The organism is Pseudomonas sp. TH06, assembly GCF_016651305.1.
GTDB lineage: Bacteria > Pseudomonadota > Gammaproteobacteria > Pseudomonadales > Pseudomonadaceae > Aquipseudomonas.
This window is the reverse complement of record NZ_JAEKEC010000001.1, coordinates 2,412,705-2,434,456: the sequence shown is the minus strand read 5'-3', so window position 1 is coordinate 2,434,456 and position 21,752 is coordinate 2,412,705. Positions and strand designations below refer to the sequence as shown.

Here is a 21,752-nt window from a genome sequence, read left to right as displayed (position 1 = left end):
AGATCAATCGACCAGTTTGGCCGCCAGTGCCTTGACCCGGCTGAGGTCCCCCTTGGCCACGTCGGTCACGCCGGTGCCGTATTCCGGGTCAGCCTTATAAAGGAAGGACAGGATGATGTGCTTGCTCTCGTCATCCGTGCTGGCCAGCGAGCCACCGAAGCTCTCGATCAGATCGCGACGTTCTTTCTTGCTGAACGAGCGATACAGATCACCGGCCTGCTTGAAGTTCTGTTCACGCTGGATTTTCGCTTGTTGAGTACTGCCCGACAGCGCCGATTGGCTGTAACGCGCGGTTTGCGTTTCTTCACGCGGTTGCAAACGACTCGGCTGATAGTTCACGCCGGAGTTACTTGCGCCCAGGTTCATCGCACCATCCTGATTGCCATTGTTCACCGCAACTTTCGGCGCGTTGATCGGCAATTGCAGGGCGTTGGCACCGAGGCGATACATTTGCGTATCGGCGTAAGAGAACACCCGTCCTTGCAACAAACGGTCTTCGGAAGGCTCGATACCTGGCACAACATTGGACGGTGCCATGGCAACTTGTTCGGTTTCCTGGAAGACGTTTGCCGGATTACGGTTCAACACCATTTGTCCAACTTTTCGCTCTGGAACACCCGGCCAGACCTTCGTCGCATCCAGCGGATCAAAATCAAACCTGGACAAATCTTGTGGCTTCAGCACTTGAACGTACAAGTCCCATTTAGGGAAGTCACCTTTATTGATATGCGTGACCAAGTCATTCGTCATGTGACTGTAGTCTTGCCCCTGAACTTTGGCGACTTGCTTGGGCGTCAGATTATTGATCCCTTGTAAACTCTTCCAATGGAACTTCACATAATGAACTTCGCCTTTGGCATTGACCAACTTGTAAGCATGTACACCGTTGCCGTCCATCTCTCGATAACTGGCGGGAGTTCCTGAGTTTGAATACAGCTCGGTCAGCGTACGCGTGGCTTCCGGAACATGAGAGAAGAAGTCGAAGCGGCGCGAGTCGTCATCCAGGTTAGTGCGCGGGTCGGGTTTGAACGCATGCACCATGTCCGGGAACTTGATTGCATCGCGAATAAAGAAAGTCGGAAAATTGTTACCGACCAGATCCCAGTTGCCATCGGCGGTGTAGAACTTGGTGGCGAAGCCACGCGGGTCACGCAGGGTTTCCGGAGAGTGGTTGCCATGAACCACGGCGGAAAAACGCACGAACACGGGTGTGCTCTGGCCGGCGGCAAATACCTTGGCCTTGCTCAGGTCGCCAAGATCATTGGTCACGGTGAAGGTGCCATGGGCACCCGTGCCGCGTGCGTGCACCACACGCTCCGGGATGCGCTCGCGGTCGAAACGCTGCAGCTTCTGGATCAGTTGCACATCCTGAAGCAGCACCGGGCCATTGGCACCTGCGGTTTGCGAGTTCTGGTTGTCGCCAACCGCGGCACCGTTGTCGCGGGTCAGGGGAGCAGCATGCACGGAGAAAGTCAGCAGGCTGGCGGTGAGTAAGCCAAACGTACGGCGATGGGGAAAAGCCCCCAGTCCAAGAGCGGAATTCATATCAGGATCCTCTATTTTTTTTGGGCGCATCCAGGTGCGCCACACCAAGGCTAGAGGCCTGTGCCACCGAACATAAATAGAAAGAACGTAATCCCATGATTGAAAAATTTGGCTTCCCGATCATTGGCTTACGGCGTATTTCGCGCGCGATTAGTGGCACTTTGCAAACTAATCGTCGATTAGTGTGTCGATAAAAACGGGCATTGTAAGAAGGTGTTTCGCGCAGAACGCGTTTTGCTGATTTACACTGCGTACACCAAACTCATCTGTAACAAGGAAATAACCTATGGGCGTGCTAAGTGAGTTCAAGGCCTTCGCGGTCAAAGGCAATGTGGTCGACATGGCCGTCGGTATCATCATCGGTGCCGCGTTCGGCAAAATCGTTTCGTCTTTTGTCGGTGATGTGATCATGCCGCCAATCGGCCTGCTGATCGGCGGCGTTGACTTCAGCGATCTGGCCATTACGCTCAAAGCCGCCGAGGGCAACGCCCCTGCGGTGATGCTGGCTTACGGCAAGTTCATCCAGAGCATCCTTGACTTTGTGATCGTCGCTTTCGCGATCTTCATGGGCGTCAAAGCCATCAACCGCCTGAAACGCGAAGAAGCCGTGGCGCCTACCCTGCCACCGGTGCCGACCAAGGAAGAAGAATTGCTGGGCGAGATCCGCGATCTGCTCAAGGCCCAGAACACTCGGCCCTGAACCTTCTGCACGATAAACAACGGCGCCTGTGGGGCGCCGTTTTTTTTACCAGTAGTTTTCCACCGCAACCTGGCCAGGCCTGCGGGTCAGGCTGAGGCTCATGTGACGTTGTTTCAACAGCGCGCGAGTGTCGTCGATCATCTGCGGATTACCGCACAACATGACCCGCGAGTATTCGGCAGTCAGCTCTACGCCTGCTGCACGCTCCAGCTCACCGTTCTCGATCAGCGTGGTGATCCGGCCATGCAACGCGCCGGGGTGCTCCTCACGGGTGACGGCGGGAATAAACTGCAGTTTGTGAATGTGCTCAGCGAGGTAATCACGCTGTGCCAGTTCGGCGATCAGTGTCTGGTAGGCAAGTTCGCGCGCCTCCCTGACGCTGTACACCAGGATGATGCGTTGAAATTTCTCCCACACTTCGAAGTCCTGCAGGATCGACAGGAAGGGCGCCACCCCTGTACCTGTGGACAACAGCCATAAATCCCGACCGTCGACAAACCGATCAAGGGTCAGATAGCCGAAAGCCTGGCGATCGACCAGCAGGGTATCCCCGACCTCAAGCCTACTCAGCTCACTGGTGAACTCGCCCCCAGGCACCACAATGGAAAAGAACTCGAGAAACTCATCGAACGGTGATGACACCATGGAGTAGGCACGCCACACGGTGCTGCCATCGGCCTTGGTCACGCCTAGTCGAGCGAACTGACCCGCCCGAAAACGAAACCCCGAGTCACGGGTTGTACGCAAGGTGAACAGGCTGGGGGTCAAGGGTTGTATGTCCACCAGAGTCTGACGGGTGAACTTCTCTGCGCTGGCTGTCATAGGGCACTCCATTTAACGGTTGCCACCAGTTTCCCGCAAAGTCACTCGCTTAAATACCACTGTTTTGTAATGGTATTCAGTACATCTTGCAATTTGTAAAAGCTGTACAACCCCATGACATTTATCACTAATTAGTAAAAGATTCACGAAAGATGTCAACCCCCATATAAAACAATATGTACTTAAGAATTAGTTATTCAGTTTTCGCTCAACTCAAGTGCAAAAAAATTAAAACAGCACGTAGGAAAAGTCCTACACTCGGTGGCGTGCGGATTCGGTTGGATCCAAAAAAGCACCCCGGTCATTGCTTGGAGCATTGGTATGGAAACGTGGAAGGAGTCGCAATCGAAGCAACTGACTTTCGCCAAGGGTATAGATACGGCATATCCGATATTGCTCAGATTTGCCGAAAATCTGGGTTTTAACTTTTGTGCAATTTCAGTTACTTCGCCCCGGCAGGTCACGCAATTAAACGCCCTGCAAATCAACAACTACCCTCAAGACTGGAATCAACAATATGAAAAAGACAACTTCAATCAGATCGACCCGGTAATAGCACACTGCAATCATTCAATGATTCCCATCGTCTGGAATGAAAAGGCATTCTCAAATGCACCACAATTATGGCAAGGCTTGAAGCAACAGGGCCTGCAACATGGCTGGTCGCAATCTTTCCACCATGAGGAAAGCGGCTTGTGCTGCATTCTCAGCCTGGCGCGCAAACACTGCCCGATCAGCCCGCTTGAGCTGTATGAGCATTTTGGCTACATCTTTTACGCCGCCAGCCACCTCAGTGAATTGTTCGCCCGGACCCTGCCCAAGCAACCTGCCAAACCCCGACAGCCAAATCTTTCGCCACGAGAACTAGAGGTTCTGCAATTGTCCGCCGGCGGAAAGACGGCCTATGAGATCTCGAAGATCCTCAGCCTGAGCGAACGCACCGTGAACTACCACGTGCAAAACGTGATCGAGAAGCTCAACGTCTGCAACAAGATCTCTGCTGTCATCGCGGCCGCCAGAGCCGGGATTATCTGAGTGGTGCCCTTGTCACCACCTGAAAACCTGCGGGTATTTCGCTGAAAAAAAACGTACCATTTGCGGCCTTCCTGAGTGATGGCGTGATTTCCTCACGTTGCAGTCCACTCGGTCGGTTCCGCCGCACAGCTCAACGGCTGCGGGACATCCGTCGATTACCCTGAGTCCCCGCCCCATGCCTTTGTTTGAAACGCCCTTCGCCCAACTCGATCTGATCCGCCAGCCCGAACAGCAGAACGAACCGCTGCAAGCTTTCGATGCCGCCGACGAATATCTGCTCAATCACCTGGCTGCGCAGCAACCGACGACCGACACGCGGGTATTGGTGCTCAACGACAGCTTCGGCGCGCTGGCTGCCAGTTTACTGGGCAAGGTTGACGTCACCAGCAGCGGCGATTCGTTTCTGGGTTTTCAGGGGCTGGAAAAGAATCTGCTGCGCAATGGCCAGGCATTCGACGCGATCCGCGGGATCCCGGCCAGCGAGCCGTTGCTCGGGCCATTCGACCGCGTGTTGATCCGCGTCCCGAAAACCCTCGCCTTGCTTGAAGAACAACTGATTCGGCTGCAAGGGCAACTGGCACCCGGCGCTGAAGTGATTGCGGCGGCGATGATCAAGCATTTGCCGCGCGCCGCTGGCGATCTGCTGGAACGCTATATCGGCCCGGTGCAGGCATCACTGGCGGTGAAAAAAGCCCGCTTGCTGATTGCCATCCCAGAGCCGAAGGCACCGGCGATATCGCCCTACCCGAGCCGTTATCGCCTCGACACACCGGCCATTGAACTGCTCAACCATGCCAATGTGTTCTGCCGCGAGGGACTGGACATCGGCACCCGCGCCTTTCTCCCGCATTTGCCGAAAAACCTTGGCAGCGCACGTGTCGCCGACCTCGGCTGCGGCAATGGCGTATTGGCGATTGCCAGCGCCCTGCAAAACCCGGATGCGCAGTACACGCTGGTCGACGAATCGTTCATGGCCGTGCAATCGGCCACTGAAAACTGGCGTGCCGAACTCGGTGATCGCGAGGTGATAGTGCGTGCCGGGGATGGTCTGGCCGGTCAAGAGCCGCAATCGCTGGACGTGGTGCTGTGCAACCCGCCGTTCCATCAACAGCAGGTGGTCGGCGATTTCCTTGCCTGGCGCATGTTCCAGCAGGCGCGCGAAGCGCTGGTGGTGGGCGGTGCGTTGTACATCGTCGGCAACCGTCATCTGGGTTATCACAGCAAGCTGGCGCGGCTGTTTCGCGGCGTCGAGCAAGTGGCTGCCACGCCGAAATTCGTGATCCTCAAGGCCCGCAAGTAACCTTCAGGCAAAAAAAACCCTCCAGCAGGAGGGTCACAAATCCGTGCCCGAAGGCGCCGGGACGGAATCTTTCAGTGAGTGGTCAGGCCTGCCGCATTCATGAACATGCGCATCAGGCTGGCGGCGATAAACAGCACGCCGACACTGCCTGCCCAAATCAACGCCAACCAACCAAGCCGCTGCCACAGCGGCTTTTTTTCGGCTTCTTCAATGTCGTGCAGGGAATGTTTGCCGGTCATTGTTTCGATCCTCATTCAGAGCGGGCGTCGCAGTCGACGCCATCGTCGGAACGCCGCCCGGAGCAAGCCCGCTCCCACAGGTTTAGTGATAACCGTCTTCATGGGTGACCTTGCCGCGGAACACGTAGTAGCTCCAGAAGGTGTAACCCAGGATGAACGGAATGATGAATAACGTGCCCACCAACATGAAGCCCTGGCTTTGCGGCGGTGCGGCAGCGTCCCAGATCGAGATCGACGGCGGTACGATGTTCGGCCACAGACTGATGCCCAGACCGCTGTAACCGAGGAAGATCAGCACCAGGGTCAACAGGAACGGCATGTAGTTGGCATTGCGCGCTACGGCGCGAATCAGGCCGTACATCGTCACCAGTACCAGAATCGGCACCGGCATGAACCAGAACAGATTCGGCATGCTGAACCAGCGTGTGGCGATCTCCGGATGCGCCAATGGAGTCCACAGGCTGACCACACCAATCACCGCCAGCAGCACAAAGGCCAGTGGCCGAGCCAGATTGTGCATCTGCTCTTGCAGCTTGCCTTCGGTCTTCATGATCAGCCAGGTGCAGCCGAGCAAGGCGTAAGCCACCACCAGTGCGGCGCCGCAGAACATCGTGAACGGTGTCAGCCAGTCCAGCGAACCGCCGGCGAACTGCCGGTTAACCACTGGCAAGCCGTCGATGAACGCACCGAGTGCCACACCCTGGAAGAACGTCGCAGCCACCGAACCGCCGATGAACGCCTTGTCCCACAAATGACGTTTATCGTCCTTGGCCTTGAAGCGGAACTCGAACGCCACACCGCGGAAAATCAGCCCGATCAGCATGAAGATCAGCGGCAGGTACAGCGCCGACAGCACCACCGAGTACGCCAGCGGAAACGCGCCGAACAAGGCCGCACCACCGAGCACCAGCCAGGTTTCATTGCCGTCCCATACCGGGGCGACGGTGTTCATCATCACGTCACGGTCGGTCTTGCCCGGGATGAACGGGAAGAGAATCCCGATCCCCAGGTCGAAGCCGTCCATGACCACGTACATCATGATGCCGAAGATGATGATCACGGCCCAGATCAGCGGAAGATCAATACCCATGGCTTAAATCTCCTTGGTCAGGCTGGAGCTGTGGTCAGCGTCGGCGCCATCGTCGTCGGCAGCAGACAACGGCCGGGCCGGTGTGCGTTTCTGGCCAGGTCCACCGTCGTTGGTTTCCTTGCCTTCGTCGGTTTTCGGCCCTTTGCGCACCAGACGCATCATGTAGCCGAGACCGGCACCGAACAGGGCGAAATACACCACCACGAACATGATCAGAGTGATGCTCATCTGCATGAAGCTGTGATTGGACGAAGCATCCGCTGTACGCATCAGCCCGTAGACCACCCACGGCTGACGGCCGATTTCAGTGGTGAACCAGCCCGCGAGGATCGCGATCAGGCCGGACGGCCCCATCCACAGCGCCAGATAAAGGAACGGGCGCGAGGTGTAGAGGGTGTCGCGTTTACGCAGCCACAGGCTCCACAGACCGGTGAAGATCATCAGGAAACCGAGGCCGACCATGACCCGGAACGACCAGAACACGATGGTCGAGTTCGGCCGGTCTTCCGGCGGGAACTCCTTGAGCGCCGGCACCTGCTTGTCCAGCGAGTGGGTCAGGATCAGGCTGCCGAGGTACGGAATCTCCACGGCGAATTTGGTTCTTTCCTCTTTCATATCGGGCCAGCCGAACAGGATCAGCGGCGTCGCTTCGTCGCCCTTGTTTTCCCAGTGACCTTCGATTGCAGCGATTTTGGCCGGTTGATGCTCAAGGGTATTGAGGCCGTGGAAGTCACCGATGACGGCTTGAATCGGCGCGACGATCAATGCCATCCACATCGCCATCGACAGCATGGTGCGGATCGCCGGGTTGTCCTTGCCGCGCAGCAGGTGCCAGGCCGCCGACGAGCCGACAAAAAATGCCGTGGCAACGAACGCCGCAGTGGCCATGTGCATCAAGCGGTACGGAAACGACGGGTTGAAAATGATCGCAAACCAGTCGGTTGGAATCACTTGCCCATTGACGATCTCGAAGCCCTGCGGTGTCTGCATCCAGCTGTTGGATGCAAGAATCCAGAAGGTCGAAATCAACGTGCCGATCGCGACCATGACCGTGGCGAAGAAGTGCAGTTTGCGCCCGACTTTGTTCCAGCCGAACAGCATGACCCCCAGAAAACCGGCTTCGAGGAAGAACGCCGTGAGCACTTCATACGTCAGCAAAGGCCCGGTGACGGAACCGGCGAAGTCGGAAAATCGGCTCCAGTTGGTGCCGAACTGATAGGCCATGACCAACCCTGACACCACCCCCATGCCGAAGTTGACGGCAAAGATCTTCGACCAGAAATGATAGAGGTCACGGTAGGTGTCATTGTGGGTTTTCAGCCACAGGCCTTCGAGTACCGCAAGGTAACTCGCCAGACCGATGGTAATGGCCGGGAACAGGATGTGGAACGAGATGGTGAACGCGAATTGAATTCGGGCGAGATCGAGTGCCTCTAAACCGAACATATGGCTTCCTCTGTCAGGTAAAACCGGCTGCGGGGCTTGTGGCCCCTGCACCTACTGCCCCCACGGATATGGAGTGCGGCGAATTCTGATTCGTTCTTTTTAAAACCATCGCAACGCAGGGAGTCTGGCCGACTGGCCACCGGATCAATTCCGTCTGGGGTCTTGATCTGGATCAAGCAACGTTGAAAGAGTAGTCCCATTTCAGGCGATGAACTGCGTGGTCGTTTGCCGCGTGACAAGTTGCCTCACAGCTATGGCAACACTCTGAAATGCATTTTTCAGATGAATGAAGTCCCCTGTGGCGAGGGGATTTATCCCCGATCGGCTGCGCAGCAGTCGCAAATCCGACCACGTTATTCATCTGAAACAACTGAGTTGAATGCTATCGGGGCCGCTTCGCGCCCCATCGTGGATAAATCCCCTCACCACAAGGGAAATCTCACAGGCACGGAAAATCGATGTCTTCCTAACTAAATTTTTTGTCATAGCAACTTCCTGTTACAGACTGGTGATAACCTCGCGGTTCCCCTTCGAACCAGACCTGCCTTCAGATGCCCAGCCAAGAGCCTTTGCTGTTACGTCACCATCGCCCTTTCCTTGCGTTCTGGTTCGCCCGGATCTTCACCGCCAGCGGTTTTCAGATGCTCACCGTGGCGATTGGCTGGAACCTCTACCAACTGACCGGCAACGTGCTCGATCTGGGTCTGGTCGGCTTGGTCGAGTTCGCCCCGCGTGTGCTGTTCATGCTGCACACCGGACATGTCGCCGACCGCTACGACCGGCGCAAAGTCGCGGCGATCTGTCAGTCATTGCAGGCATTGATTGCCCTGGCACTGGCGATCGGCAGTGCCACTGATCACGTCACCCGGGAAATGATCTTCATCCTCGCCTTCCTGCTTGGCGCGGCGCGGTCGTTCGAACTGCCGACCACCCAGGCGCTGCTGCCGAGCATTGTGCCCACTGCGCTGTTCCCGCGGGCCGTGGCGGCGGCACAATCGGCGCAACAATCGGCAACTATCGTGGCGCCAGCCCTCGGCGGGTTGCTCTACGCATTCGGCAGCGTCTGGGTTTATGGCCCGACGGTGCTTCTGTACGTGATTGCCTGCTCGCTGATGCTCAACCTGCCGGCGCGGCAGACACCCTTGAACAAAGGCAAAGCCACGCTGGATTCGCTGCTGGCGGGGATTCGCTTCATTCGCAGCCGTCCGGACATCCTCGGCGCGATTTCGCTGGATCTGTTCGCCGTACTGCTCGGTGGCGCCACTGCGCTGCTGCCGGTGTTCGCTAAAGACATTCTGCTGACAGGACCGTGGGGCCTGGGCCTGCTGCGCTCGGCACCGGCAGTCGGCGCACTGGCGATGTCGCTGTTTCTGGCGCGGTTTGCCGTAGAGCGCAACGTCGGTCGGGTGATGTTCACTGCGGTCGGTGTATTTGGCGTCGCAACGATTGCCTTCGGCCTGTCGACCTCGTTCTGGTTTTCGCTGGCGGTGCTGGTGGTGCTCGGCGCGGCGGACATGATCAGCATGGTGATCCGCGCCTCCTTCGTGCAACTGGAAACCCCGGACGAAATGCGCGGCCGGGTCAGCGCGGTGAACGGCTTGTTCATCGGCGCCTCGAACCAGTTGGGCGAATTCGAATCCGGCCTCACCGCCCACTGGTTCGGCACCGTGCCGGCGGTGGTCATGGGCGGGATTGGTACGCTGGTGGTGACGGGGACGTGGATCAAGCTGTTCCCGACACTGGCCAGACGGGACCGGATGACCGAGTTGGTGGAAGAGGCGAAAGTCTGAAGACTTTCAAACCAGCAAATCCCCCGCCACTTTCGACCGCAAGGCCTTGCCGCCGAGTTGCCCCACCAACTCCAACGCAAATGCCAGTGCGGCGCCTGAGCCTTGGGCGGTGATGCAATTGCCGTCGACCACCACCGGTTGATCAACAAACGTACAACCGGAGAGTTGATGACTGGCATTCGGTAAGCAGGTCATACGCCGCTGGCGTAATACGCCGAAGGCTTGTAGGGCGACCGCGGGGGCTTCGGCGATGGCGGCAAACAGGCGTCCGGCGCTGGCCTGGTCCTTGAGCAGTTGTTGCAGAGGTTGATGCGCCGCCAGGTGCTGTGAGCCGACGGCGCCACCGGGCAGAACGATCAGGTCGAAGGTTTGTGCCAGCACATCGACCAGCATGCCGTCGGCAGTCAGGCGAGTGCCGCGTGCGCAGGTCAGCATGCGCCGTCCTTCAATGCTGGCCGCCACCACTTCGATGCCGGTGCGGCGCAACACGTCGATCAGGGTCACGCTTTGCAGATCATCGATGCCCTCGGCGAGGGTAATCAGGGCTCTAAAGGTCATGGGCGCTATCCGCTGGGTGATACTTGAAGCGTAGTCAGCTTCAACCGGATCGCGCTGCAGCAGCCGTTACTTGATGTAAAGCTGAGTCGACATCGTGTTGCGTGGCGCGTTGATCGAGGTGTTGCTGAAGGTGAAGGTGCCTTCCTGTTTGCCCGCCAGATCGAAGGTATAAAGAGAACCGACGGTTTTGTCGCCGGGAGTGCATTCGGTCAGGTTGCCGTTATCAAAGGCACACACCGGGGCACGGGTGCCGTTCACTTCAAAGCCGTCCAGTGCGACCTGAGGCTGGCTCTTGCCATAGCCGACTTCGAGCACGTAGACCTTGATGTTCGGTCCGCTGTGATTGCATTGGGTCTGCTTCTGTCCATCGCCAATGTCTTCAAGACCGCAGGCCGGCGATTGCACCTTGATCACTTTCACCTGGGTCAATGGCGGTGCCGATGCCGCGAACGCAACAGAGGCTCCAGTCATCAGCCCTGCGATTAATCCGAAAGCCGTCATCCAGCGCTTGTTCATGCGTTGCATATCCTCAAAAAAACTGCGCGCAGTATGGCGCAGTTGGCTCCAGCGCAAAACTTCGACGACGATCGACACCAACAACCGCCATATTCCTCACGCTGCTGGTATGATGCGCGGCTTTTTCCGGCCCACCACAATTTTCCAGGCGCTTGCGACGGTCTGTGCTTTGCTGTTGAGGTCGATACATTCACGGCGCCACGCGCGCCACGGGGAGCAGACATGCTGGAAAGGCTGTTTCAACTCAAGGCACATAACACCAACGTGCGCACCGAGATTCTCGCGGGCATCACGACTTTCCTGGCCATGGCCTACATTCTGTTCGTCAACCCGAGCATTCTCGGCGAGACCGGCATGGACAAGGGCGCGGTGTTCGTCGCGACCTGTCTGGCAGCCGCCATCGGCTCGACGGTCATGGGCCTGATCGCCAACTACCCGATCGCCCTCGCTCCGGGCATGGGCCTGAATGCCTTCTTCACTTATACCGTCGTGCTGCACATGGGTCACACCTGGCAAGTGGCACTGGGCGCGGTGTTCATCTCGGCCGTATGCTTCTTCCTCCTGTCGATCTTTCGCATCCGCGAATGGATCATCAACAGCATCCCGCTGCCACTGCGCTCGGCGATTGCCGCTGGCATCGGCCTGTTCCTGGCGCTGATCGCCCTGCATAACGCCGGCATCGTGGTCAGCAACCCGGCAACCATGGTCGGCCTCGGTGAGCTGAGAGCACCGGCACCGATCCTTGCCACCCTGGGTTTCGCCCTGATCGTCGCCCTCGAAGCGCTGAAAGTGCGCGGCGCGGTGCTGATCGGCATTCTGGCAGTGACCATCGTCTCCATCGCCATGGGCTTCACCCCGTTCGGCGGCGTGACGTCGATGCCGCCTTCGCTGGCCCCGACCTTTATGCAACTGGACATCAAAGGCGCACTGGACATCGGTCTGGTCAGCGTGATCTTCGCCTTCCTGTTCGTCGACCTGTTCGACAACTCCGGCACCCTGATCGGCGTCGCCAAGCGCGCCGGCCTGATGGGCAAGGACGGCCACATGCCGAAAATGGGTCGCGCACTGATCGCCGACAGTACCGCCGCCATGGCCGGTTCGCTGCTGGGCACCTCGACCACCACCAGTTACATCGAGTCGGCTGCCGGCGTGAGTGCTGGCGGCCGTACCGGTCTGACGGCCGTCGTCGTGGCAATACTGTTCCTGCTGGCGTTGTTCTTCTCGCCGCTGGCGGCCAGCGTTCCCGCTTTCGCCACCGCACCGGCGCTGCTGTTCGTCGCCGTATTGATGATGTCGGGCCTGGCGGAAATAGACTGGGACGACATCACCGTTGCCGCACCGGTTGTAGTCACTGCGCTGGCCATGCCGTTCACCTACTCCATCGCCAACGGCATCGCGTTTGGCTTCATCTCCTGGACCGTGATCAAGTTGCTGTCGGGCCGCGCCCGTGAACTGAACCCGGCGCTGGTGATTCTGTCGATTCTGTTTGTGATCAAGTTGGGTTGGTTCAACGCATGACTTTCGATTCCCAGGCCTACGCCACACAGCTAGAAGACAAGGTCACGCGTTTGCGTGACCTGCTGGCCCCATTCGATGCGCCAGAGCCGACCGTGTTCGACTCGCCGCTGCAGAACTTCCGTCTGCGTGCCGAATTCCGCCTGTGGCGCGAGGCCGGCGAGCGGCATTACGCGATGTTCTCGCAGGACGATAAACGCACGCCGATCCTGATCGAAGAGTTCCCGATCGCCAGCCTGCGCATCAATCAACTGATGCCGCAACTCAAGGCTGCGTGGCAGGCCAGTTCGGCGCTGAGCCACAAGCTGTTTCAGGTCGAGTTCCTGACTACGCTGGCCGGCGATGCGATGATCACCTTGTGCTATCACCGTCCACTGGACGAGCACTGGCATGCGGCAGCGACCCAGTTGTCGACCGATCTCGGGGTCAGCATCATCGGTCGGTCGAAGGGCAAACGCGAAGTGCTCGGCCTCGATTACGTGGTGGAGAAACTCGAAGTCGGCGGTCGCACCTTCAGCTACCGCCAGCCAGAAGGCGCGTTCACCCAGCCCAATGGCACCGTGAACCAGAAGATGTTGAACTGGGCTTACGAAGCACTGGGCGATCGCACTGACGATCTGCTGGAGCTGTATTGCGGCAACGGCAACTTCACCCTGCCGCTCGCCACCCGCGTGCGCAAAGTGCTGGCCACCGAAATCAGCAAGACCTCGGTCAACGCTGCTTTGAGCAATCTCAGCGAAAACGCTGTGGATAACGTCACCCTCGTGCGCCTGTCTGCCGAAGAGCTGACCGAAGCGCTCAACGAAGTGCGTCCGTTCCGTCGCCTTCACGGCATCGATCTGAAGAGCTACGAGTTCGGCAGCGTGTTCGTCGACCCGCCGCGCGCCGGCATGGACCCGGACACCTGCGAGCTGACCCGGCGTTTCGACAACATCCTGTACATCTCCTGCAACCCGGAAACCCTGGCGGCCAACATTGCCCAATTGCACGATACGCACCGCATCACCCGCTGCGCATTGTTCGACCAGTTCCCGTGGACACATCACATGGAATCGGGTGTATTTCTGACCCGGCGCTGAGTGCAGATGCCAGATACGAAAAAGCCGTCGTGATTGACGGCTTTTTTGTGGGCGATTACAGCGCAGGATCGGCCTTGCGTGGGCGCCCGCCTTTTTTGCCGTTTGCCCGTGCGGCGGCGGACTTTGCCGCACTGCTCTGACGACCGTTGCGCGAAGCCACTACCGAGGCAGCCATCAGCATCAATGACGGATTAGCCGAAATCATTCCGGCAATGGAAACGTCGAGATCTTTGCCTTCGTGGCGAAGAGCCGTGCCGGCGAAGTCGATTATCAAGTTCTCATAATCCTCTGCGTCGAATCCGTCGAATTCCGCATAACTATCCACCGGTAACAACACACCGCTGCCATCTTCAAAACGAATGACCAGAGAAGGCTTTTCGAAGGTTACAGAGACAGCCCGCAAACTGTTCGCTTGTCGTGCTTCCCCACGCTGGATCGCGGTATCAATCATTTCCTCCGTCAGCGGTCGACGTGCGGACGGCTTTGCCTTGATGGCTTTCATAATTCGATTTCGACTCCTGCCAATGCGCCTATCAACGTCAGAAGGGTCTTGCCCTCTTCTGGCTCATAACGCGCTGAACCCACTCTGTACGTCGTGCCGGTGAGGAGTCGCATCGTCAACACTTCGTTTGATTGGCTGTCCCACAACTGATTGTCGAGACAGACTGTTTGCAATCCTGACCACCAGATCCCTCGTGCCCGTCGCAGATGAGCGGGCTGTTCAAGGGATCGACACAAGCCTACCAGCACGGCCAACAGTGGCCGACGAGAGAGCGGAACGACATCCCAAAGCTCAATGTCGTTGTGCAAGAAACTGAACTGTAATCGGGCACTCCAACTACCAGCGTTCACGTGAACGTGCGGCGGGCAATGCTCATCTCGCAGCATGATGACAATCGACAATCCTTTGTAACTGCACACCTTCATGCTAACCCATCCGTAAGGTTAATAAGTTTCAGGATTCGATATTCCTTTCAAATCCGACCACTGGTGAGCGAGCACACGACTCGCCTCACTGCTTTGAGGCTAGCGTCGGAGCAGGCGAAGAGGTGCCCGATCTTCAGCAAAAAACGTAAGCAAAGCTGTCGTTACATCGTGATCAAAACTGAATCTTAAATTTGCTTGTGTGCGATCACCGAACAAAATACGCCGAGGTCATCTTCGTTCAATTGACCAGTGTAACCATCTAGTACATTTTATCTCCACAGGCTGACACCCTCGGCCAAAGCCAAAAACAATAAGTGGAGTTCCCCCCTCATGCCCCCTATCGTTCTGGTGCTCAACGGCCCGAACCTGAACCTGCTCGGCACCCGTGAACCCGCGACTTACGGCCACGAAACCCTGGCTGACATCTCGGCTTTGTGCGGTCGTGCCGGCGAAGAATTCGGCCTGGCCGTCGAGTTTCGCCAGACCAATCACGAAGGTGAATTGCTCGACTGGATTCATGCGGCACGCGGCCGTTGCGCCGGGATCGTGATCAATCCGGCGGCCTGGACCCACACTTCGGTGGCTATTCGCGATGCGCTGGTGGCCAGCGAATTACCGGTGATCGAAGTGCATTTGTCCAACGTCCACGCGCGTGAGCCGTTTCGTCATCATTCGTTTGTCTCGGCGATTGCCACTGCGGTGATGTGCGGGTTTGGCAGCCATGGCTATCGCTTGGCGCTGGAACATTTCAGTCAGCGGCTGAAGGGGTGAGTCATATGGCGGGCTACAACGTGATACTCGCGGGACTCATCGGTGCCGGCATTCAAGCCTCGCGCACGCCTGCACTGCATGAGCACGAAGGTGATGCGCAGGGCATGCGTTATCTGTATCGCTTGATCGATCTTGATCAACTGCGCATGGACATCAACGCCCTGCCCGACTTGTTGCTGGCGGCCGAGCGAATGAACTACACCGGTCTGAACATTACCTTCCCGTGCAAACAGGCAATTATTCCACTGCTAGATGAATTGTCGCCGGAAGCCAAAGGCATCGGCGCGGTCAACACCGTGGTGCTGAAGGATGGCAAACGCGTCGGCCACAACACCGATTGCCTGGGTTTCGCCGAGGGTTTTCGCCGTGGCTTGCATGACGCTGCCCGCAAACGTGTAGTCCAGATGGGCGCCGGAGGCGCAGGCGCGGCAGTGGCTCACGCGCTGTTGAGCGAAGGCGTAGAGCAATTGAGTATTTTCGACGTCGACACTGATCGCGCCGAAAGCCTGGCGAACAATCTCAATCAACATTTCGGATTTGGCCGCGCGGTTGCCGGGCACGATTTGCCGAGTGCAATGAGTCTGGCTGACGGTCTGGTGAACACCACGCCGATGGGCATGGCCAAACTGCCGGGCATGCCCGTGCCGGTCGAGTTGCTGCGCAAGCAATTGTGGGTGGCGGATATCGTGTATTTCCCGCTGGAAACCGAACTGCTGCGCAACGCCCGCGCATTGGGTTGCCGCACTTTGGACGGTGGCAACATGGCGGTGTTTCAGGCGGTGAAGGCGTTTGAATTGTTCAGCGGCGTGGTGCCGGATGCGCAGCGAATGCTGGCGCATTTTCAAAGCATGAAAGGTTGAAACAATTTGCTTCCCTGTAGGAGTGAGCCTGCTCGCGATGGCGTCCTGTCAGCCAACACATTAGTTGCCTGACACACCGCTATCGCGAGCAGGCTCACTCCTACAGGGGTTCAGTGTCAGGCTTGCAGATACCGCAACACCGACTCGCAAATCATCTCGCGGTGGCGCTGCTTGATGCTCTCGTCCGGCAGATCGATCTGAAAAATCTCACTGAACGTGTGGCGGTTCGACACACGGTAGAAGCAGAACGAGCTGATCAGCAGATGCACATCCAGCGCATCGAGGCCGCTGCGGAACACGCCTTCCTCGGCGCCCCGACGGAGAATCTCGCCGAGTGAGTCGAGGATGGTGTTGTTCATTGCCTTGATGGCATCGGAACGCTTCACGAACTCGGCGTTGTGGATGTTCTCGATGCAGACGATCCGCACGAAATCGACGTTGCGGTCGTGATGATCGAAGGTGAATTCCACCAGCCGTCGAATCGCCACCACCGGCGGCAGCTCAGCCAGGTGCAGACGGTTTTCCGTACTGCGAATGTCACCGTAAAGCTTCTCCAGCACCTCGACGTACAACTGCTCCTTGCTGCCGAAGTAGTAATAGATCATGCGTTTGGAGGTATGGATACGTTCAGCGATCGCGTCGACGCGGGCGCCAGACAATCCTTGCTGGACGAACTCGACGATCGCCTCCTGCAGGATGTTCTCGCGGGTCTTTTCCGGATTGTTCTTGCGACTCTTGCGCGGCTCTACGGCGGGTACGACGGGGGCTGCGGGGAGTTCTGATGTCATTGTCATTGCGGGCTCACGGCCATCACTGCACAGGCTGGCGATTATGGGCCGCGCAGCACAGTGAAGGAAGCTGCGCGACCCGTGTTTAATCCCGCGTTTACGAATTTCCTACAACTTCGCCTGACGTACGGCACCACTGCGTGATTTGGCCATCGCCGCCAGACGCACCGCGACGTTGGCCGCGCCGTAACCGGCATAGCCATTTTTACGCTGGATGATCTCGAAGAAGAAGCGCCCCTCGAACGGCTCGGTGTACACGTGAAACAGTTCGCCGCCCTGCGCGTCGCGATCATAGAGGACGTTGTAGTACGCCAGCTCGCTGAGAAACTCATCGTCGAAATCGAAGCGTGCAGCCAGATCGTCGTAATAGTTCAGCGGGATATCCAGCAACGGCACGCCGGCTTCTTTGGCACGGCTTACTTCAGCGAAGATGTCGTCGCAATCGAAGGCGATGTGATGCACTCCGGAGCCACGGTAACTAGACAGCGCATGCGAAATCGCGGTGTTGCGGTTCTCGGAGATGTTCAGCGGCAGGCGAATCGAACTGTCGCGACTGCGCAGGGCGCGGCTTTTCACCAGACCGTACGGGTCGGGCAGCACCACTTCGTCATCGGCCTCGAAATCCAGCAGGCTCTTGTAGAACAGCACCCAACTGTCGAGGCTGTCCGCCGGCAGCGCCATGGCCATGTGATCGATACGCTTGAGACCACCACGGGCTACCGCGCCTGACAGCAGATTGAAATCGGTGCCGTAGACATCGGCTTCCTCATCCACCAGATAAATCAGGCTGCCATCCGGTGCACGCACTGCCGCCAGTTCCAGTTCATTGGGGCCAACCAGTCCGCGATACGGTTGGCCTTTATAAGCCACGGCACGCGCCAGCGCGCTGGCGCTATCGTTGACCCGTACGGCGGTGGCACACAACGATGGGCCATGAGCCTCGAAAAAACTGTGTGCAAACGAGTACGGCTCGGAGTTGAGGATCAGGTTGATATCGCCCTGGCGCAGCAGGCTGACACTCTTCGAGCGGTGTTGCCCGGCCTTGACGAAGCCCAGACGCTCCAGCCAATTCGAAAGCTTGGCGCCGAGGCTTTCATCGACGGCGAACTCGAGAAACTCGATGCCGTTGTACTCGCTGGCCTTGGGTGTTTCGAAGAGGATTTCGCGATTGGCGACAGGCTGGGTTTCCTGTTCCAAGCGTTGCCGGGTTTTCTCCTCCAGGTACAACAGCGAACGCAAGCCGTCTGCCGCGTTGGCCCGTGGCGGTGCGGCGCGGAAACCGTCGTTGAAGATTTCCAGCGACAGTGGCCCGGTGTAACCACTCTTGATGATCGGCGCGAGAAACCCCGGCAGATCGAACTCGCCCTGCCCCGGAAAACAACGGAAATGTCGGCTCCACTCCAACACGTCCATGGCCAGGATCGGCGCGTCGGCCATTTGCACGAAGAAAATCTTGTCGCCGGGAATGTCGGCGATGGCGCGCGGATCGCCTTTCAGCGACAGGGTGTGAAAGCTGTCGAGCAGCACGCCAAGGCTTGGGTGATCGGCCTGGCGCACGATGTCCCACACCTGTTGATAAGTATTTACATGACGGCCCCATGCCAACGCTTCGTAGCCGATGCGCAAACCGCGCGCACCGGCGTGTTCGGCGAGCAAGCGCAAATCGTCGATCAGGATTTGCTGATCGCCAACGCTGTCGGCCGACGCGTTGCTGCACACCAACACAAGGTCGGTGCCCAGCTCCTGCATCAGGTCGAACTTGCGTTCGGCCCGCTCAAGGTTGCGCGCCAGACGATCACGTCGGCAGCCTTCGAAATCGCGGAATGGCTGAAACAGAGTGATGGCGATGCCGAGGTCGGCGCACATCTGTTTAATTTCCCGTGGACTGCCGTCGTAGTACAGGAGGTCGTTTTCGAAAATCTCCACCCCGTCGAACCCGGCGGCGGCGATGGCTTCGAGTTTTTCCGGCAGGGTGCCGCTCAAGGAAACGGTGGCAATGGAACGCTGCATGCTTCAACTCCCGGACTGCGCCGCTGTATGGCGGGGGATCGTTTTTGTCGTGGGGGAAATTATTCGCTGCATCCCTTCGCGCAGCAATTTAAAGTGTACTACCCGGTTAGTTTTGCGTGCGATTATCGAACACAATGGCGGTTTGGCGAATTGACGGTTTTTCGTCCACTGCCCAACATCGACCGCACATTGAGTCCGGATCTGAACCACCGGTCGCAGCGTGCAAGAAAAAGCACACCAAATAAAAAATCCAAAAACGGGTGGAACACATGATTCCTTCACAGACTTCCCGCATGGCTCCGGCCATGAGCACTGCCACGGGTGGCATCGGCGACAAGATCCGCGGCGCCATGGCGGTCGGCAAAACCCGTTGGGGGATGCTGGCGCTGGTGTTTTTCGCCACGACCCTGAACTACATCGACCGCGCCGCGCTCGGTGTCATGCAGCCCATCCTCGCCAAGGAAATGAGCTGGACGGCGATGGATTACGCCAACATCAATTTCTGGTTTCAGGTCGGTTACGCCATCGGCTTCGTGCTGCAAGGGCGATTGATCGACCGGGTCGGCGTCAAACGCGTGTTCTTCTGCGCAGTTTTGTTGTGGAGCCTGGCCACCGGCGCTCACGGTCTGGCGACTTCGGCGGTCGGCTTCATGGTTTGCCGGTTTATCCTCGGTCTGACGGAAGCGGCGAACTACCCGGCCTGCGTGAAAACCACGCGCCTGTGGTTCCCTGCCGGCGAACGTGCAGTGGCCACCGGCATCTTCAACGCCGGGACCAACGTCGGTGCGATGTTCACGCCGATGCTGTTGCCTCTGGTGCTGCATGTGTGGGGCTGGCAGGCCGCGTTCCTGTGCATGTCGGCGCTGGGCGGCATCTGGCTGCTGTTCTGGGGTCTGAAGTACTTCAACCCGGAAGACCACCCGAGCGTCAAACAATCGGAACTGGATTACATCCAGCAGGAAGTCGAACCGGAACAGGCCCGCGTACCGTTCTCGAAAATCCTCCGCATGCGTGGCACCTGGGCCTTCGCCCTCGCCTACTCGCTGACTGCGCCGGTGTTCTGGTTCTACCTGTACTGGCTGCCGCCGTTTCTCAATCAGCAATACAACCTGGGCATCAACGTGACCCAGATGGGCATCCCGCTGATCATCATCTACGTCACCGCCGACTTCGGCAGTGTGGGCGGCGGCATTCTGTCTTCGTTCCTGATCGGTCGCGGGATGAACTCGATCAAGGCGCGGCTACTGTCGATGTTCCTGTTTGCCTGCTGCATCATCGGCGTCGTCATGGCCGCAGGCTCCGCCAATCTGTGGGTTGCGGTGGCCGCCATCTCTCTGGCGATCGGCGCGCATCAGGCGTGGACGGCGAACATCTGGAGCCTGGTGATGGACTACACGCCCAAGCACATGATGAGCACGGTATTCGGCTTTGGCGGCATGTGCGCGGCGATCGGCGGGATGTTCATGACCCAGATCGTCGGCCATATCCTGACGGTTACCAACAATAACTACACGGTGCTGTTCACGCTGATTCCGGCGATGTACTTCCTCGCGCTGACCTGGATGTACTTCATGGCGCCGCGCAAGATTCCAACCGTCACTGAATAACGCTTGCGCCCCTCTGTAGGAGTTGCGGCACGCTGCGATCTTTTGATCTTGTTTTAAAAATCAAAAGATCGCAGCGTGCCGCAGCTCCTACAGGGTTTTGTATTCGGCAAAAAAGCGTGTGGATTCCTTCAGCGGCGGCTCTGCTGCCACGCCGCCGCCAGGCCGCTGCAACAGATCACCGCAATGCCGATCACCGTCAACAGACTCGGTGTGTGATTGAACAGCAGCCAGCCCAACAACCCCGCAAAGACGATCTGGCAATAACCGAACGGCGCCAGCAATGCCGGTGCGGCATGCCGGAACGCCTGGGTCAGAAACAAATGCGCGGTCATCCCGCACGTACCCAGCGCCAGCATCAACCCGGCGTGAGTCAAGGTCGGCACCTGCCAGAAGAACGGCACCAGCGCGCTCATCACCAACGTATTGCACAACCCGGCAAAGAAGTTGCTGGTGGTCGGGCTGTCGATTGCCGCGAGCTTGCGCGTCAGTAGTTGGTAGAAGCAGAAAAACAGTGCCGAGCAGAACGGCAGCAACACCGCCGGCGTAAACAGTTCACCGCCGGGGTGCACGATGATCAGCACGCCGATAAAGCCGCAAATCACCGCAATCCACTGCCCCCGCGTTACCCGTTCCTTCAGCAGCGGCACCGACAGCGCCGTCACCAGCACGGGTGCCAGGAAGTTCACCGCGGTGGCTTCCGCCAGCGGGATATACAACAGCGCCGTGGTGAAAAAGAGGCTGGTGCCCAGCAGGCAAAGTGCGCGGGCCAACTGCCACAAAGGCTTTTTTGTACGCAGGACGCGTAGACCGGACTGCGGCAGGAAAATCCCCGCCATCAACAACGTGTGCACCACATATCGCGCCCATACCACCATCACGATCGGATAGAAGCCCGAGAGGTACTTCGACAGGGCGTCATGACTGGAGAACAGGAAGGTCGCCACGACGATCAGCATAATCCCTTTGAAGGGCTGGTTTATTCCGGATAACGGTGTGCTGACGGTCATGGGACCTCCCTGTAAATACTGCGCAACAATCTAGAGCCGGAGTTCTGGCTCTTACAGACAACATTCGAAATACCGGGCGAACAGCGCACAGCTTCATTCGATCACAACACTTCGGACACTTCCGGGGCGATGGCTGGAAGGTTTCCT

21 protein-coding genes are annotated in these 21,752 nt (G+C 58.1%); 9 read left to right on the top strand and 12 right to left on the bottom strand.

What is annotated here, in order from left to right:
* Positions 1-3 precede the first annotated feature (3 nt).
* Complete coding sequence (katB, locus tag JFT86_RS10955) at positions 4-1,545, bottom strand: catalase KatB (RefSeq protein WP_201236721.1); 1,542 nt, start codon at positions 1,543-1,545, stop codon at positions 4-6.
* Positions 1,546-1,831: 286 nt separating this feature from the next.
* Between katB and mscL the strand changes: the two genes are divergently transcribed.
* The gene (gene mscL, locus JFT86_RS10950; RefSeq protein WP_103303624.1) at positions 1,832-2,245 is read left to right on the top strand and encodes a large-conductance mechanosensitive channel protein MscL; all 414 of its coding nucleotides are present in this window, start codon (positions 1,832-1,834) and stop codon (positions 2,243-2,245) included.
* A gap of 45 nt (positions 2,246-2,290) precedes the next feature.
* Here mscL and JFT86_RS10945 read toward each other — a convergent pair whose 3' ends face one another.
* Positions 2,291-3,067 carry a ferredoxin--NADP reductase gene (locus JFT86_RS10945; RefSeq protein WP_201236720.1) on the bottom strand — a complete coding sequence of 259 codons (777 nt, stop codon included), beginning with the start codon at positions 3,065-3,067 and terminating at the stop codon, positions 2,291-2,293.
* Positions 3,068-3,388: 321 nt separating this feature from the next.
* On the opposite strand from JFT86_RS10945, the gene JFT86_RS10940 reads away from it, so the two are divergent.
* Positions 3,389-4,102, top strand: a complete 714-nt coding sequence (locus JFT86_RS10940) for an autoinducer binding domain-containing protein (RefSeq protein ID WP_201231396.1) — start codon at positions 3,389-3,391, stop codon at positions 4,100-4,102.
* Between the two features lie 175 nt (positions 4,103-4,277).
* On the top strand, positions 4,278-5,402 hold the full coding sequence (locus JFT86_RS10935; RefSeq protein ID WP_201236719.1) for a class I SAM-dependent methyltransferase: 1,125 nt from the start codon (positions 4,278-4,280) through the stop codon (positions 5,400-5,402).
* A gap of 71 nt (positions 5,403-5,473) precedes the next feature.
* Here the strand turns inward: JFT86_RS10935 and JFT86_RS10930 are convergent, their stop codons facing one another.
* From JFT86_RS10930 to JFT86_RS10920, 3 genes are all read right to left on the bottom strand, one after another.
* Positions 5,474-5,641 (bottom strand): DUF2474 domain-containing protein, encoded by a 168-nt coding sequence (locus JFT86_RS10930; RefSeq protein WP_103303628.1) that lies wholly within the window; start codon positions 5,639-5,641, stop codon positions 5,474-5,476.
* Positions 5,642-5,723: 82 nt separating this feature from the next.
* Positions 5,724-6,731, bottom strand: coding sequence for a cytochrome d ubiquinol oxidase subunit II (gene cydB / locus JFT86_RS10925; RefSeq protein ID WP_201236718.1), 1,008 nt, complete (start codon positions 6,729-6,731; stop codon positions 5,724-5,726).
* A gap of 3 nt (positions 6,732-6,734) precedes the next feature.
* The gene (locus tag JFT86_RS10920) at positions 6,735-8,177 is read right to left on the bottom strand and encodes a cytochrome ubiquinol oxidase subunit I (protein WP_201236717.1); all 1,443 of its coding nucleotides are present in this window, start codon (positions 8,175-8,177) and stop codon (positions 6,735-6,737) included.
* A gap of 551 nt (positions 8,178-8,728) precedes the next feature.
* Between JFT86_RS10920 and JFT86_RS10915 the strand changes: the two genes are divergently transcribed.
* A complete protein-coding gene (locus JFT86_RS10915) occupies positions 8,729-9,967 on the top strand; it encodes an MFS transporter (RefSeq protein WP_201236716.1) in 1,239 nt (412 codons plus the stop codon).
* A gap of 6 nt (positions 9,968-9,973) precedes the next feature.
* Here the strand turns inward: JFT86_RS10915 and JFT86_RS10910 are convergent, their stop codons facing one another.
* A complete protein-coding gene (locus tag JFT86_RS10910; protein WP_201236715.1) occupies positions 9,974-10,525 on the bottom strand; it encodes a DJ-1 family glyoxalase III in 552 nt (183 codons plus the stop codon).
* 66 nt (positions 10,526-10,591) lie between these two features.
* Positions 10,592-11,041: a DUF4879 domain-containing protein gene (locus tag JFT86_RS10905; RefSeq protein WP_201236714.1), complete on the bottom strand. Its 450-nt coding sequence runs from the start codon at positions 11,039-11,041 to the stop codon at positions 10,592-10,594.
* A gap of 222 nt (positions 11,042-11,263) precedes the next feature.
* On the opposite strand from JFT86_RS10905, the gene JFT86_RS10900 reads away from it, so the two are divergent.
* On the top strand, positions 11,264-12,559 hold the full coding sequence (locus tag JFT86_RS10900; RefSeq protein ID WP_201236713.1) for an NCS2 family permease: 1,296 nt from the start codon (positions 11,264-11,266) through the stop codon (positions 12,557-12,559).
* Positions 12,556-13,635 (top strand): tRNA (uridine(54)-C5)-methyltransferase TrmA, encoded by a 1,080-nt coding sequence (gene trmA, locus JFT86_RS10895; RefSeq protein ID WP_201236712.1) that lies wholly within the window; start codon positions 12,556-12,558, stop codon positions 13,633-13,635. Before JFT86_RS10900 ends, trmA begins: the two co-directional genes overlap by 4 nt.
* Before the next feature lie 55 nt (positions 13,636-13,690).
* Here trmA and JFT86_RS10890 read toward each other — a convergent pair whose 3' ends face one another.
* Both JFT86_RS10890 and JFT86_RS29210 read right to left on the bottom strand, forming a co-directional pair.
* The gene (locus JFT86_RS10890) at positions 13,691-14,137 is read right to left on the bottom strand and encodes a DUF2442 domain-containing protein (RefSeq protein WP_201236711.1); all 447 of its coding nucleotides are present in this window, start codon (positions 14,135-14,137) and stop codon (positions 13,691-13,693) included.
* Positions 14,134-14,562, bottom strand: coding sequence for a DUF4160 domain-containing protein (locus tag JFT86_RS29210; protein WP_242489479.1), 429 nt, complete (start codon positions 14,560-14,562; stop codon positions 14,134-14,136). The genes JFT86_RS10890 and JFT86_RS29210 overlap by 4 nt, the downstream gene beginning before the upstream one ends.
* Positions 14,563-14,892: 330 nt before the next feature.
* On the opposite strand from JFT86_RS29210, the gene aroQ reads away from it, so the two are divergent.
* Together aroQ and JFT86_RS10880 are read left to right on the top strand one after the other, a co-directional pair.
* Entirely contained in the window at positions 14,893-15,333 is a 441-nt protein-coding gene (gene aroQ, locus JFT86_RS10885) for a type II 3-dehydroquinate dehydratase (protein WP_134177257.1), read from the top strand.
* Between the two features lie 5 nt (positions 15,334-15,338).
* Complete coding sequence (locus tag JFT86_RS10880; RefSeq protein WP_201236710.1) at positions 15,339-16,193, top strand: shikimate dehydrogenase; 855 nt, start codon at positions 15,339-15,341, stop codon at positions 16,191-16,193.
* 116 nt (positions 16,194-16,309) lie between these two features.
* Here the strand turns inward: JFT86_RS10880 and JFT86_RS10875 are convergent, their stop codons facing one another.
* Both JFT86_RS10875 and quiC read right to left on the bottom strand, forming a co-directional pair.
* Complete coding sequence (locus JFT86_RS10875) at positions 16,310-16,987, bottom strand: TetR family transcriptional regulator (protein ID WP_201236709.1); 678 nt, start codon at positions 16,985-16,987, stop codon at positions 16,310-16,312.
* A gap of 102 nt (positions 16,988-17,089) precedes the next feature.
* On the bottom strand, positions 17,090-18,991 hold the full coding sequence (gene quiC / locus JFT86_RS10870; RefSeq protein WP_201236708.1) for a 3-dehydroshikimate dehydratase QuiC: 1,902 nt from the start codon (positions 18,989-18,991) through the stop codon (positions 17,090-17,092).
* Positions 18,992-19,260: 269 nt separating this feature from the next.
* On the opposite strand from quiC, the gene JFT86_RS10865 reads away from it, so the two are divergent.
* Positions 19,261-20,598, top strand: coding sequence for an MFS transporter (locus JFT86_RS10865; protein ID WP_201236707.1), 1,338 nt, complete (start codon positions 19,261-19,263; stop codon positions 20,596-20,598).
* Between the two features lie 128 nt (positions 20,599-20,726).
* Here the strand turns inward: JFT86_RS10865 and JFT86_RS10860 are convergent, their stop codons facing one another.
* On the bottom strand, positions 20,727-21,605 hold the full coding sequence (locus JFT86_RS10860; protein ID WP_201236706.1) for a DMT family transporter: 879 nt from the start codon (positions 21,603-21,605) through the stop codon (positions 20,727-20,729).
* Positions 21,606-21,752: the final 147 nt, after the last annotated feature.